The sequence below is a fragment of the Stenotrophomonas sp. Pemsol genome (genome assembly GCF_003586545.1).
GTDB lineage: Bacteria > Pseudomonadota > Gammaproteobacteria > Xanthomonadales > Xanthomonadaceae > Stenotrophomonas > Stenotrophomonas sepilia.
This window is the reverse complement of sequence record NZ_CP025780.1, coordinates 2,597,768-2,610,329: the sequence shown is the minus strand read 5'-3', so window position 1 is coordinate 2,610,329 and position 12,562 is coordinate 2,597,768. Positions and strand designations below refer to the sequence as shown.

Genomic DNA, 12,562 nt, shown 5'->3' with positions numbered 1-12,562 from the left:
CCGCATCCAAGCGATATGCTCGACACCACCATGCCAGCGCCGCCTGCCGCCCACGCCCCTGTCGACGAACCCGCCCTGGTGCGGGCGGCCGCCGCCGGTGACACTGCGGCCTACGAACTGCTGTACCGGCGCCATGCGCCGCGCGTGTTCGCCGTACTGTGGCGCCTGTGCGGGGGCCAGCAGGCGCGTGCCGAGGATGCCCTGCAGGAAGCGTTCCTGCAGGCATGGAAGGCGCTGCCGGGGTTCCGGTTCGAAAGCAGCCTGTCGACCTGGTTGCACCGGTTGGGCGTCAACGCTGCACTGATGGAACTGCGCGGGCGCGCCGCCGGGCAGGACCACGACAGTCTGGAGGAGGTCGACGGCGGCCTGCAGGAGCTGGCGGTGCACGACCGTTGTGCCGGTACCGAGCGCGACCTGGAGCGCGCACTCGCGACGCTGCCTCCGAGGGCGCGTGCGGTACTGGTACTGCACGACATCGAAGGCTGGAAGCACCAGGAAATCGCCGAGCAGCTGCAGATGGCCGTCGGCAGTTCAAAGGCACAGCTGCATCGTGCGCGCGGCCTGCTGCGCGCACGGCTGGGAGACATGACATGAGTACACACGAACACGATTCCGATCACGATCTGCTGGCCCGGCTGCGCGCGTTGCCCAGCGAGCGAGATGTTCCCGCCGATGGCTGGGCGCGCCTGTCGGCGCAGCTGCCGCCGCGCGAGCCGCAGGCGGCGCCTGTGCCGGCCGACAACGTGGTGGTGCTGCCAGCGCGTTCGCGGCGCCGCTGGTGGTTGCCGGCCGGCGCTGTCTTGGCGGCCAGCCTGGCGCTGTACGCGGTGGCGCCATGGCGCCACGTGCAGCCGGATGCGCCGGTGCCGTCTACCCTGCAGTTGCAGGCTGCGGCGATGACCGAGCAGTACCGGCAGGCGGTGGCCTCGCTGCCCGCAGGCCGGGCACCGGAATGGCAGCCGGCCCTGCACGAACTGGATGAAAGCGCGGCACAGATCCAGGCCGCGCTGGCGCAGGATCCACGTGCGCCTCACCTGCTTGGCCAGCTCAAGCGCACCTATGCGCTGCGGCTGGAACTGACCCGGCAGGCGGCCTATGCCGCCGAGTCCGGCCTGACGACCTGAGGAGACCCCCGATGACACGAACCCTGATGACCTGCTGCTGCGCGCTGTTGCTGCTGCCCGCAGTGGCCCTGGCTGACACCCGGATCGACGAGCGCCACAACCTGGCCGCCGGCGGCCGCATCGAACTGAGCAACGTGGCCGGCAAAGTGACCGTGCGTGGCTGGGACCGCAACGACGTGCAGCTCACCGGTACGCTCAGCGATGGTCTCCAGCTGCGCCAGGAGAAGAGTGCCAACCGCGTACGCTGGGAAATCGAGTATCCGCGTCGCAACAACAACGGTGGCGCAACGCTGGTGCTGAACGTGCCGCGTTCGGTGGAACTGCTGCTGAGCACGGTCAGTGCCAACCAGGACATCAGCGGCATCGATGTGCGTCGCCTGCAGGCCGACACGGTCAGCGGCAGCCTGAGCGCCTCCGGTCGCAGCGGCGACAGCAAGCTCAATACGGTCAGTGGCGGTGTCAGCGCGCGCCTGCAGACCCCGAAGCTGGATGTGAACACGGTCAGCGGCCGGATCGAAGCCGGTGGCGGCGTGTCCGGTGACATCGGTGCACAGACGGTATCCGGCCGGGTCGAGGTCGATGCCGGGCGGGTGCAGCGGTTGGCGGTGGAAACCGTATCGGGCAGCATCGATCTGTCGGCGGCCGGGCTGGCGCCGGGGGGCCGGATCAATGTCGAATCGGTGAGTGCGTCGGTCAACCTGCGCCTGCCACGCTCGGTTTCGGCGCAGCTGTCGGTGAACAGCTTCAGCGGGTCGATCAACAGCGATGCCGGCCAGGTGGAGCGGCCGCGCTACGGCCCCGGCAGCCATCTTGATACGCGGCTGGGCAGCGGCGACGGTGATATCCGCATCCAGTCGCATTCGGGCAGTGTTCGGGTAAGCCTGGATCGCTGAGCGCGATCCGGCAGGCCGCGGCGGCAGCGCCGCCGCGGTCGGTACTGGGTCAGCTGGCTTTCTTCAGCGCCCAGGTGGTGCCGAGGACTTCGATCTTGCCACCGGCCTTGCGGAACGCTGCCAGGTCCGAAGCGATCGAATCGCTGCTGACCACGGTGCTGGCGGCCGCGCCCTTGCGTTCGCTGCGGATGCTGTTGCTGGCCTTCGCGGGGGTCTTTGCCTTGCGGGGCATGGTTGCTCCTGTCAGGTGGAAGGGGAGGAAAGCGCCCAGGCATCGGCCTGGCGCAGGTAGTCCTGCCGCTCACGGCGGCAGTCACTGCCGCCCATCGAGAACTGGCGGCAGATCGCCGGGCGCTGCGAATAGATCGTGCAGCGCAGGTGATAGGGATCGATCGCCGCACACCAGCCTTCCTCGTTGCGCGCCATCACGGCACGGCCGTGGGTGTCGCGTGACAGGAACTGGCCGGGCACGTGGTCGCCGGGCTGCAGCAACACGGGCAGCCGGCAACAGACCGCGTCACAACGGCGGCAGTCGATGGGTGCATGTGCTGCGTCAGGTTGTAAGGCCTCAGGGGCCTGGCGGGTGCCCAAAGCGGGTCTCGATGGCGGCTCCGGTGGTGCGCGGACCATGAACGAGCCAGGAAGGCATGGCCGCTAGGCCCGCAGGGCGGGCCAGGCTGCACCGTGGACACACACCGGCGTGGCCGGTGGAAGGTGCAGCAGGGTTCTAGCCGGCCAAGAGTAACTTAGATCGCGTAACGTTTTGTTAATCCTGGCTTGCTGCCGCCAAAGCAAGGCCCTGGACCACGCCCAGCGAGGGCTCGCCGTGGACCATGCGGGCGCCCGGGAAGGCCTCCGCAACGGCCTGGCGCAGATACCCGGCGCGGGACATGCCGCCGGTCAGGAACACCGCGTCCGGGTCGCCGCCGATGTCGCTGCGGACCTGGGCCAGCAGCTCCCGGAGCTGCTCCAGATAACCATGCGCGGCTGCGGCCAGGCCGTCGGAGCTGCTGTCGGCATGCAGGTCGCGGGCGATGTAGTCCAGCGTGCTGCGATGTTCGCTGGCGGCGCTGAGGGCGATCTTGGCGCGCTCGACGTCGCGGTACAGGCGGGCGGTATTGCCGGTGTCCTGCAGGGCCTGCAGGCGCGCGCCCCACGGATTGTCGACATGGTCATACTTGTGCTGGCGGAAGTCGCGCTGGCGGGTCATGTCCTGCACGGTGGCCGCTTCCACATAGTGGTGGGCGGGCACGCGGGTGATGCCGCGGCCGAACAGCGGCATGTAGCTGGACAGGCTCAGCGCCAGGTCGATGTCGGTACCGCCGCGGGCGATGCCCCAGGCGCGGTGGATGCGCGGGGCGTCGTCGCCGCCGACTTCGGCGTGGGCGATATCGGTGGTACCGCCGCCGATGTCGACGATCACGGCCTGGTGCCGTTCGCGGCTTTCTGCGTGATAGTGCATGGCCGCCGCGGCCGGTTCCTCGAGGAAATCGATCTGGTCGAAACCGGCCTGGCTGGCGGCTTCGCGCAGGATGTCCAGCGCCTGGTCATTGCCGGCCGCACCGATCGAGCTGCGGAACTGCACCGGACGCCCAAGCAGGGCCGCTCGCAGCGGCTGGCCGAGCTGGGCGCTGGCGGTCAGGCGGATGTGTTCGAGGATGTGCGCGGCGATGCCGGTGATGGTCTGCTTGGCGCGCGGGTGCAGGTTGTAGCCGAGCATCGATTTCGGGCTCTGCACCAGGTTGCCTTCGTGTTCCTCGAAATAGGCTTCCAGCGCTTCGTCACCGTAGACCGCATTCTGCAGCAGGTCGCTGGCACTGCGTTCCTTGCCGGCACGGGCTTCCATCCATTCCCGGCGCAGCGCGCGCAGGGCTTCGCGGCGCAGCGCCTGCGGCGTGCGTTGCTGGCCGGCGGCGCGCGCCGCACGCGCAGCGCTGTCGATCATCTGCTGCAGCTGGTGCTCCTGGCCGTCATCGAGCTGGAAGTCATCCGGGTCGGGCACCACGCCGGGGAAGTACACGCTGGTACGGAACTGCTCGGCGTCGCCGAAGCGGATCGGTAGCAGTTTCCCTTCATGCACGATGGCGGCGGCGGAGTTGCTGGTACCGAAGTCGATGCCGAGGCGCATGGGGAGTTCCGGGGGCGATCAGGGGCCGCGCACTCTGCTGCAGTTCGCCGCTGACTGCAAGGTCCCGCGGTTTCCTGTTCCGGGCCGGGTCAAGGAGGTCGCGGCGTACTGCCCGGAAAATGCCGGGGGAGCCGGGCGGTTACAATGGCAGCTGTTGATTCACTTTGAGGTACTTGCTGATGTCTTCTGCCCCTGCCTGCCCGCAGTGCACCTTGGAAAACACCTACGCCGATGGCGCGCTGTGGATCTGCGCCGACTGCGGCTTCGAATGGACCGCCGAGGAAAGTGCCGGTTCGACCCTGGTCGTGCGTGACAGCAACGGCAATACCCTGCAGGCCGGTGACACCGTCACCGTGATCAAGGACCTGAAGGTGAAGGGCTCCTCGATCCCGCTCAAGCAGGGCACCGTGATCCGCAACATCCGCCTGGTCGAGGACGATGCCGAGCACATCGAAGGCAATTCGGACAAGATCAAGGGCCTGGTCCTGAAGACCTGCTTCCTCAAGAAGGCCTGACCGGCCTTCAGCGCCGGGCCTGCTGCTGTGCGCGCCAGCGGGCCAGGCTGTCCAGCTTGGCCTGGTAGCGCGCCTGCTGCGGCGCCCCGCCCAGTTCCTGTGCACGCAGCAGCTCACGATCGGCGTGCTTGAGCTGGCCCGCCAGGAAATAGACCCGCGCCAGCCCGAAGTGGAACTGGTGCGCGGTGTCGTACAGGCGCACGGCCTGCCGGTAATAGCGGATCGCCTGCTGCAGTTGCCCGGCGCGTTCGGCCTCGGCACCGAGCATGTACTGCGCGAATGGGTCTTCGCGCTGCACCGATTGCAACCGCTGCTCCAGCGCCTGGGCCTGCGCAATCATGCCGAGCTTGCGGTAGAGGGCGCTGGCGTTGGTGAGTGCAGCATCCTGGCGGCCGTCCAGTCGCAGCGCCCTTTCCAGAGCCCGGCGTGCAGCGGCGGTATCGCCCGTGCGGTTTTCCAGCACGCCCAGGTTGTTCCAGGTGGCAGCGAAGCTGCCGTCCTGCGCCAGCGCGGTATCGAAGAAGGTACGTGCGCCCGCCAGGTCGCCGCTGGCCATGCGTTCGGCACCGCGATTGTTGTAGAAGTGCGCCAACGCCCGCGCCTGGCTGATCGGCAGCGGCCCGCGGCGGTCGTACAGCACATTGCGATCCAGATCGACGGTGGCGAAGCGGCCGGCAAAGCCGACCCCGGCATTGACGTGGCCTACGCTGTAGACCAGGCCCTGGGCCTGGTCCTGGTACCACGACACCACCTGGCCAACTTCCTGCACGCGCGCCTGGATGCCGGCTTCGCGTGCCAGTGCGACGAACATCAGGGTAAAGGCCAGGCAGTTGGCGCGTCGCTGCTGCCAGATCTCGCTGACAGTAAGGGTCGCGTCGGCGTCGTACTGCAGGTCCATGCCATGGCGGTCGAAGATCATCTCCACCAGCGCCTGCAGGCGCTGCTCGCGCGAATAGCTGCGACGGGTCACCTGGGTGTGCAGCATATCGAGCATGGCCGGTGGAATCGCGAACACCTGCTGCGGTGTTGGAATCGTCGGCGCGGTGGTGCTGGCAGCGACCGCAGGGGCTTCGCTCGCGTCAGGGTTCAGTGCGATCGCGGAGGGTGCCGCCAATGCGGCCAATGCGAGCAGAACGGATCGGGCGGCAGGACGGTACATGACGGCTCCCGGCAGCGGCGGGCGCTCCCGCCTGAGGCGAGTGTAGACCTGTGCGCGCACCCCTGCAGTGACCGCTGGTCGGTCCGCGCGTTCATCCACAGCCGGTGTGGACCAGCGCTCGACAAAGCTGTGGACAACCGCGTTGGGGCCCCGTGCGGAGAGCGTTGTGAGGGTGTGGTGAAAAAATGGCCGGCTTGCCCGCTACCGGCGCAGGCGGGATGATCCGGTCATGGACTTCTCCCCGCTGACGCTCGCTCCGGCGCAGTGGCAGGCGCTGCAGGACAGCTATGCAACGCCACCACGTGCCTACCATCACTTCGGCCACGTGCGTGCGGTGCTGCAGCACTGCCAGGAGGTTGCCGACGGTCCAGGCTGGCAGCAGCCGGCCGAGGTCTACCTGGCCGCGCTCTACCACGATGCGATCTATGTGGCGGGGCGAAAGGACAACGAAGCGCGTTCGGCGCAGCTGGCCCTGCAGGCGATCGCACAGGCGCCGGAACTTGCCATGGTCGACGCGGCCCGGGTCGAGCAGCTGATCCTGCTGACTGCCCGCCATGGCGAGCTCGCCCCGGACGATGTCGATGCCGAGGCCGCGTTGTTCCTGGACTGCGACATGGCGATCCTGGCCGCGCCGGAGCCGGTGTTCAGCGCCTATGACCGCGGCGTGGCCGAAGAGTACAAGGGCGTGGTGCCAGGCTTCCTGTATCGCGCCGGCCGCCGCCGTTTCCTGCAGGGCCTGCTGCGTGCACCGCGCATCTTCCTCAGCGAATTCTTCCACCAGCGCCTCGACTCTGCCGCGCGCGACAACCTGCGCCGGCAGCTGGGCCGCTGAACCAGCCCGGTACACTGGGGCCCGTTTCCATCGATTGCCGCTTCCAACCGTGTCCGTCCCTGATCCCGATCCCCGTCCGCTGCCGCCGGAAGAGCCCGGTCCGAACGAATGTTGCGGCAGCGGTTGCCCGCTATGTGTGCTGGACCTGTATGCCGACGAGCTGCAGCGCTATCGCAAGGCGTTGGCCGAATGGCTGGCGCGGCACCCGGAGGCGTCCACATGAGCCGCGCGCGCCCAGCGGCACTGCTGGCGCTGGCGGCGCTGCTGCTGTTCGTGGCCACCGCGCTGTGGACCCAGTTCGCACGCACCGATCTGGACTGGGTGCGGGCCACGCTCAGCCTCTATCTGCACGGGCCGTGGGGGCTGGCATTGCGCGCGGCCTACTGCCTGCTGGCATTGGCGATCGCCCTGCTCGGCATCAGCCTCTACCGGGGCAGCGTCGGCCCGCGGCGCAGCGCGGCGGCGCCGCTGCTGTTCACTGTCTCGGCACTGGGCCTGGCCACGGTCGCCATCGGTGACAGCTGGCTGCCGGAAGCGACGCCGCTGCTGGCACCGTTCATCCATGGGCTGGCGGCCAACACGGCGTTCCTGTGTGCCAGCGTCGGCATGCTGCTGCAGGCCTGGTACCTGCGCCGCGAACCGGGTTGGCAGTCCGCCGCGAGCCTGCTCTGGGGCTGGGCCTGGCTGGCGTTCGTACTGTTGTGGCTGCATGTGTTGTGGCGCGCCGGTCCGCCGCGCGGGCTGGGCCAGAAGGTCGTGATCGTGGTGATCGTAGGCTGGCTGCTGTACCTGGCGCTGGCACTGTACCGGCGCAGTCGGCGTACCACGGCCGACTGAATCGCCAACGGCCTGCACCGGTACGTGCCGTGCACGCGGTGGCGGCGTATCGTGTGCGCATTCCATCGGGGATGCGATATGAAGCGTGCAGGGCTGGGCAGGGCAATGGGTGTGGTTCTGGCGCTGGCGGCGCTGCCGGCAATGGCGGCGGCCAACGTGCAGCAGTTCAGCCACGGGCGGTTCGAGCAGATTCCGGTGCACATGCCGGCCGGCACGCCGCAGCGGGTGGTGATCTGGTTCCACGAGCCCACCCCAGGGGGTGACACCAGCCGCCTGCCGATCGAAGCCCTGCGTGCCGACGGCGCCATCGTTGCCGCTGTGGACATCGCGCACCTGCGCGGGGTGCTCAAGCGCGAGGGTGATCCGACCTGCTCGTTCGGCGCCGGTGACGTCGAGAACTTCTCGCGCTGGCTGCAGGCGTCCCTGCATCTGCCCGGCTACCACCTGCCGCTGGTCGGCGGTGACGGCGAGGGTGCCGAGATGGCCTATTCGCTCGCGGCGCAGGCCGACACCCAGGTGTTTGCCGGCCTGCTGACCACCGGCTTCTGCCCGGACCACAACCATGAGCGCATGGTCTGCGGCGATGGTGTGAAGCACAACACGCTGCAGCCCGCCGAACTGAATTTTCCGTGGTTGAGTGCCGCTGGCGATCACGGCTGCAAGGTGGGCGAGGCCAGTCGGTTCGTTCAGCAGGTCGCCATGGCACGCGAATTCAAGCGAACCGCGCGCGGTGATGCCTCACCCGGTCTGGTGGCCGCGGCGCGGGTGATCGGCGCGCAGGCCGGGGTCAGTCTGGCACCGCCGCCGGCCGCGCTGAAAGGCCTGCCGGTGGTGGAAGTACCGGCGACCGGTAGCGGCGATACGCTGGCGGTATTCGTTTCCGGCGATGGTGGCTGGGCCGGCCTGGACAAGGACGTGGCGTCGTCGCTCAACGAGCACGGCGTGGCCGTGGTCGGCATCGACTCGTTGCGCTACTTCTGGAGCGAGCGCACGCCGAAGGGCTTCGCCGCTGACCTGCAGAAGATCATCGACCACTACCGCCAGCAGTGGCACCGCGACAAGGTGATGCTGATCGGTTTCTCGCAGGGCGCCGACGTGCTGCCGGCGACCATCAACCAGCTCGATGCCGATACCCGCGCAGCGCTGGATCGTATCGTGCTGCTGTCGGTAGGCAGGAAGGCCGACTTTGAATTCCACGTCAGCAACTGGCTGGGCGGTGGCGGCGATGGCCTGCCGATCGCTCCGGAAGTGGCCAGGCTGCCGGCGGAAAGAACCCTGTGCGTATATGGCGACAAGGACGAGGACGCACTGTGCCCGGACCTGCCGGCCAATGACGGCGTGAAGCGGGTGAAGCTGCCGGGCGACCACCATTTCGGCGGTGACTATGATCGGCTGGCCGAGGTGATCCTCAAGGGCGGGGCGTAGCGTCAAGCCATGCCCGACCACTGTCGCCGCCGTGTCGACCAAGGTCGACACCTGCCGGGTGGCGCGGGTCGTCAGTTGCGCCGCGGGTCCAGAGAGATCAGGCGCGTGGCGTCCAGCAGCGCCGCCGGCAGGTGCATGCCGCCGGGCGCGGCGAGATAGCGCGGCCGCCACTGCGGATCGAACTTCGACTTGAAGCGGCGCAGGCCACTGAACCCGTAGAAACGTTCGCCATGCCGCGCCAGCAGGCCGGCCAGCCGGTTCCAGCGGCCAGCCAGACGATGCTGTGCCAGCCCGGAAAGCGGCGCCATGCCCAGCGAGAAACGTGCATAGCCCTGTGCGCGGCCCCACAGGAACAGCTCGATGAAGAGGAAGTCCATCGTGCCCTTCGGTGCTTCGCTGACGTGGCGCATCAGGTCCACCGACAGCTCGGCGCCGGCCGGTGCCTGCCAAAGATTGGCGAAGGCCACGATCTGGCCTTCGGCCTCGACCAGCGCCACCGGGAAGCGCACCAGGTAATCCGGGTCGTAGCTGCCGAGCGAGAAGCCCTTTTCGTCGCCGGCCTTGTCTTCCAGCCATGCGTTGGAGATCGCGTGCAGGCGCGGCAGCAGGCTGGGAATTTCCTCCACGGGCGCCACGCGGAAGGACAGGCCACCCCGCTTGCCCCGGTTCCAGGCCTGGCGCAGGTCGGCGCGCTCGCGCCCTTCCAGGCCGAAATCATGCAGCGGCACCATCGCTTCTTCGCCCAGCTTGACCAGCCCCAGGCCAAGGTCGAGATAGGTCTGCCAGTAAGTCTCGCCGACCTGGTAGAAGACGGGGCGCAGGCCGAGGCGGTCGGCTTCCTCGCGGAAGCGCCAGATCAATGCGCGGGCGACGTCCGGCGGGCCGACCGGGTCGCCCATCGCGATCAGCGAACCCCCATAGCGCTGCATCATCACGAAGCCGAGTTTCGCTTCATCGCGCAGCACTGCCTTGTCAGCGGTCAGCACCAGGCAGGCCTGGGTGTCGGTGGCACCGGCCAGGACCGGCGCCAGCGATTGCAGCGTCGCTTCATCGGCGGCGGGCAGCGGGCTACGCGTGCTGTGCAGCAGCCGCGCCAGGCCGAACATCACCAGCGCGATGGCCACCACCAGCAACGCGCGCAACGCGCGCGGTGCGTTGCCGGAGACCGCGAACTGCCACCACAGCTCGTTCTGGTATTCGACATGGCTGTAGGTGAAGAACAGCAGCCAGGTCACCGCCACCAGCACCAGGCCCAGGTTGCGCAGCCACGGCCAGGACCAGGCTTCATCCAGCAGCGCACCCTGGCGGTAGAACTCGCGGCGCGCGGCCCACAGCGCCATCGCCACCAGCACCGCCGAGACGGCGATCAACGGTTGGCCACCGCGCAGCCACAGCGGCAGCGGGGTGACCACGCACACCGCCATCGCCAGCATCCACGCCGCGTGGCTGCGCCGGGCCAGGCCCTGCCCGATCAGCAGCAGCGCGACACCACTGAGGCTGCCGATCAGGTGCGAGGTTTCCAGGATCGGCAGCGAGGCATTCACCAGGTGCCGGCGTGGCGTGGGCAGCGTGCCGTCGATGACCAGCGCGGCGCCGATGCTGAACACCGCCAGCGCGATGATCTGCGGCAACCATGGGCGCAGTGCGTTCCAGCCAGCGCGGGTTGCCCCGGCACTGGCCTGCAGCGGCTGGCGCAGCGCGGGCGCAAGGGCGAGCAACGTGGCCAGCACCAGCGGTAGTACGTAATAGGTCACGCGGTAGATCAAGGCGGCCGCCAGCACCGCCGCCGGTGCCACCTGGGGCAACAGCTTCAACAGGCTCCATTCGAACACGCCCAGGCCGGCCGGCACGGTCGAGACCAGGCCGGCCAGTACCGCGACGAGGTACAGGCCGACGAAGCCGGGCAGGCCGGTGGGCGTCGAGTCCGGCAGCAGCACATAGAACGCGGCGCTGGCCAGCACCAGCTCGATCACGCTGAGCACGGTGACGCCGAGCATGGTGCGGCGGTCGGGTAGCCACAACGCATGGCCGAACACGCTGAACTGCCGTCCATCGCGACCGACCAGCAGCACGGTACCCAGATAGGCGAGCAGGGCGACGATGCCGACGATGCGCACGGCATCGGGATTCAGTGGCAATGCCAACGCCGCTGCCGCCGGTTCCATGCAGAGCGCCACGCTGATCAACAGCCACGCACCGAACACGAAACCGAGCGTGCTCATCAGCACCACCTGGCCGATCTGCGCCAGGTCCAGGCCGGCGCTGCGGTAGCCACGCAGGCGCACTGCGCCACCGGTCAACGCGGCAAAGCCCACCGTCTGGCCCAGCGTATGCGCAAGGAAGGCGGTAATGCCGATGCGTGCCGGATGCACGCGGATGCCGCTGCGGCGCAGGCCGATGGCATCGAAGCCGATCAGGCAGGCGTAGCTGGCCAGGCCGAGCATCACGGTGAGCGTGATCTGCAGGCCACTGAGCTGGCGGAACGCCTGGCGGATGGCGCGGTAGCCGTGCTCATCGAATTCACTGGCCAGGCCATGCAGGGCCAGCGAGAGGATCAGCAGGGGAACGACAATGGTGAGGACCCGCTTCCATGCCGGGGTGGAGGAAGCGGCGGCGGGGTTGGTGGCTGCGGTCATCGGCGCAAGGGTGCGTCAGGAGGGGCGAGTGCGGTGTCAACGCGGGGCGTGGCGCATCGTGCGCCTGTCGCCGCCATTTGACCAGCAGATGTGTCGGAGCCCGGTAGTGACGCGTCGCGCGGGGGACCCGTGCACCCACCGTTGACCGGATTGGAGGACAATGCGGGCCTGATCACCCGCAGGAGCCACGCCCATGATGGAGCGTTACGACGTCGGACCGCGCATGTCCGAAATGACCGTGTACAACAAGGTCGCCTACCTCTCCGGCCAGATTCCGGAAGACACCAGCCAGGACATCACCGGCCAGACCCGGCAGGTGCTGGCGGAGATCGACAAGCTGCTGGCGCTGGTCGCCAGTGATCGCCAGCACGTGCTGCGTGCGGAAGTGTTCCTGGCCGACATCGCCGACTTCGACGGCATGAACAAGGCGTGGGACGAGTGGGTGGTCGAGGGCGCGACTCCGGCCCGCGCAACCTTCGAAGCCAAGCTCGCCCACGCCGAGTGGAAGGTCGAGATCGTGGTGACGGCAGCGGTGCCGTAACTGCGGGATGGGGTCAGATCCCTTTCCTGCGGAAAGGGATCTGACCCCTGTTACAGGCGCACCAGCTCGATGCAATCCACCGGGCACGGGGGGATGCACAGCTCGCAGCCGGTGCACAGGTCGGCAATGACCGTGTGCATGTATTTGGCGCCGCCGACGATGGCGTCCACCGGGCAGGCCTGGATGCACTTGGTGCAGCCGATGCAGTCGGCTTCGACGATCAACGCCACCTGGGCCGCCTTGTGCTCGCCGCGCGAACGATCGAACGGAATCGCCGGTACGCCGAGCACCTGTGCCAGCGCCCGTGCACCGGCGTCGCCACCCGGCGGGCAGCGGTCCACACCGGCCTCGCCACGTGCCATTGCCTGCGCGTACGGGCGGCAGCCGTCATAGCCGCATTGCCCGCATTGGGTCTGCGGCAGCAGGCGGTCGAGGCGTTCGGTCAGGGGCGGGATCAGGCTCATGCGTGGCG

The 12,562-nt window shown here is 68.5% G+C and carries 15 protein-coding genes; 9 read left to right on the top strand and 6 right to left on the bottom strand.

The window, feature by feature from the left end:
* Window positions 1-15 precede the first annotated feature (15 nt).
* Genes PEM_RS12150 through PEM_RS12140 form a run of 3 tightly spaced genes read left to right on the top strand, consistent with a single transcriptional unit; the run spans window position 16 to window position 2,017 of the window.
* A complete protein-coding gene (locus tag PEM_RS12150; RefSeq protein ID WP_005418173.1) occupies window positions 16-594 on the top strand; it encodes a sigma-70 family RNA polymerase sigma factor in 579 nt (192 codons plus the stop codon).
* Window positions 591-1,124 carry a hypothetical protein gene (locus tag PEM_RS12145; protein WP_111129554.1) on the top strand — a complete coding sequence of 178 codons (534 nt, stop codon included), beginning with the start codon at window positions 591-593 and terminating at the stop codon, window positions 1,122-1,124. The genes PEM_RS12150 and PEM_RS12145 overlap by 4 nt, the downstream gene beginning before the upstream one ends.
* Window positions 1,125-1,135: 11 nt before the next feature.
* A complete protein-coding gene (locus PEM_RS12140; protein WP_111129552.1) occupies window positions 1,136-2,017 on the top strand; it encodes a DUF4097 family beta strand repeat-containing protein in 882 nt (293 codons plus the stop codon).
* Window positions 2,018-2,066: 49 nt separating this feature from the next.
* On the opposite strand, the gene PEM_RS12135 is transcribed toward PEM_RS12140, so the two are convergent.
* The 3 genes from PEM_RS12135 to PEM_RS12125 form a co-directional block, all read right to left on the bottom strand.
* A complete protein-coding gene (locus PEM_RS12135) occupies window positions 2,067-2,249 on the bottom strand; it encodes a hypothetical protein (RefSeq protein WP_005410566.1) in 183 nt (60 codons plus the stop codon).
* An 11-nt stretch (window positions 2,250-2,260) separates the two neighbouring features.
* Window positions 2,261-2,554, bottom strand: a complete 294-nt coding sequence (locus tag PEM_RS12130; RefSeq protein WP_080104338.1) for a YkgJ family cysteine cluster protein — start codon at window positions 2,552-2,554, stop codon at window positions 2,261-2,263.
* A 229-nt stretch (window positions 2,555-2,783) separates the two neighbouring features.
* Entirely contained in the window at window positions 2,784-4,145 is a 1,362-nt protein-coding gene (locus PEM_RS12125) for an Hsp70 family protein (RefSeq protein ID WP_111129550.1), read from the bottom strand.
* Window positions 4,146-4,324: 179 nt separating this feature from the next.
* Here PEM_RS12125 and PEM_RS12120 point away from each other — a divergent pair, with 179 nt between their 5' ends.
* The gene (locus tag PEM_RS12120; RefSeq protein WP_010482882.1) at window positions 4,325-4,660 is read left to right on the top strand and encodes a zinc ribbon domain-containing protein YjdM; all 336 of its coding nucleotides are present in this window, start codon (window positions 4,325-4,327) and stop codon (window positions 4,658-4,660) included.
* Between the two features lie 7 nt (window positions 4,661-4,667).
* Here the strand turns inward: PEM_RS12120 and PEM_RS12115 are convergent, their stop codons facing one another.
* On the bottom strand, window positions 4,668-5,819 hold the full coding sequence (locus PEM_RS12115) for a transglutaminase-like domain-containing protein (RefSeq protein WP_065179251.1): 1,152 nt from the start codon (window positions 5,817-5,819) through the stop codon (window positions 4,668-4,670).
* A 229-nt stretch (window positions 5,820-6,048) separates the two neighbouring features.
* Here PEM_RS12115 and PEM_RS12110 point away from each other — a divergent pair, with 229 nt between their 5' ends.
* From PEM_RS12110 to PEM_RS12095, 4 genes are all read left to right on the top strand, one after another.
* Entirely contained in the window at window positions 6,049-6,651 is a 603-nt protein-coding gene (locus tag PEM_RS12110; protein WP_005418163.1) for a hypothetical protein, read from the top strand.
* A 49-nt stretch (window positions 6,652-6,700) separates the two neighbouring features.
* Window positions 6,701-6,874, top strand: a complete 174-nt coding sequence (locus PEM_RS12105) for an oxidoreductase-like domain-containing protein (RefSeq protein ID WP_049415754.1) — start codon at window positions 6,701-6,703, stop codon at window positions 6,872-6,874.
* Window positions 6,871-7,488 carry a DUF998 domain-containing protein gene (locus PEM_RS12100; protein WP_005418159.1) on the top strand — a complete coding sequence of 206 codons (618 nt, stop codon included), beginning with the start codon at window positions 6,871-6,873 and terminating at the stop codon, window positions 7,486-7,488. The genes PEM_RS12105 and PEM_RS12100 overlap by 4 nt, the downstream gene beginning before the upstream one ends.
* Before the next feature lie 78 nt (window positions 7,489-7,566).
* Window positions 7,567-8,913 (top strand): AcvB/VirJ family lysyl-phosphatidylglycerol hydrolase, encoded by a 1,347-nt coding sequence (locus PEM_RS12095; RefSeq protein ID WP_069139619.1) that lies wholly within the window; start codon window positions 7,567-7,569, stop codon window positions 8,911-8,913.
* A 71-nt stretch (window positions 8,914-8,984) separates the two neighbouring features.
* Here PEM_RS12095 and mprF read toward each other — a convergent pair whose 3' ends face one another.
* Window positions 8,985-11,549 (bottom strand): bifunctional lysylphosphatidylglycerol flippase/synthetase MprF, encoded by a 2,565-nt coding sequence (gene mprF / locus PEM_RS12090; RefSeq protein ID WP_005418156.1) that lies wholly within the window; start codon window positions 11,547-11,549, stop codon window positions 8,985-8,987.
* Between the two features lie 193 nt (window positions 11,550-11,742).
* Here mprF and PEM_RS12085 point away from each other — a divergent pair, with 193 nt between their 5' ends.
* A complete protein-coding gene (locus PEM_RS12085; protein ID WP_005418155.1) occupies window positions 11,743-12,090 on the top strand; it encodes a RidA family protein in 348 nt (115 codons plus the stop codon).
* Window positions 12,091-12,140: 50 nt separating this feature from the next.
* Here the strand turns inward: PEM_RS12085 and rnfB are convergent, their stop codons facing one another.
* On the bottom strand, window positions 12,141-12,554 hold the full coding sequence (rnfB, locus tag PEM_RS12080; RefSeq protein ID WP_005418154.1) for an Rnf electron transport complex subunit RnfB: 414 nt from the start codon (window positions 12,552-12,554) through the stop codon (window positions 12,141-12,143).
* Window positions 12,555-12,562: the final 8 nt, after the last annotated feature.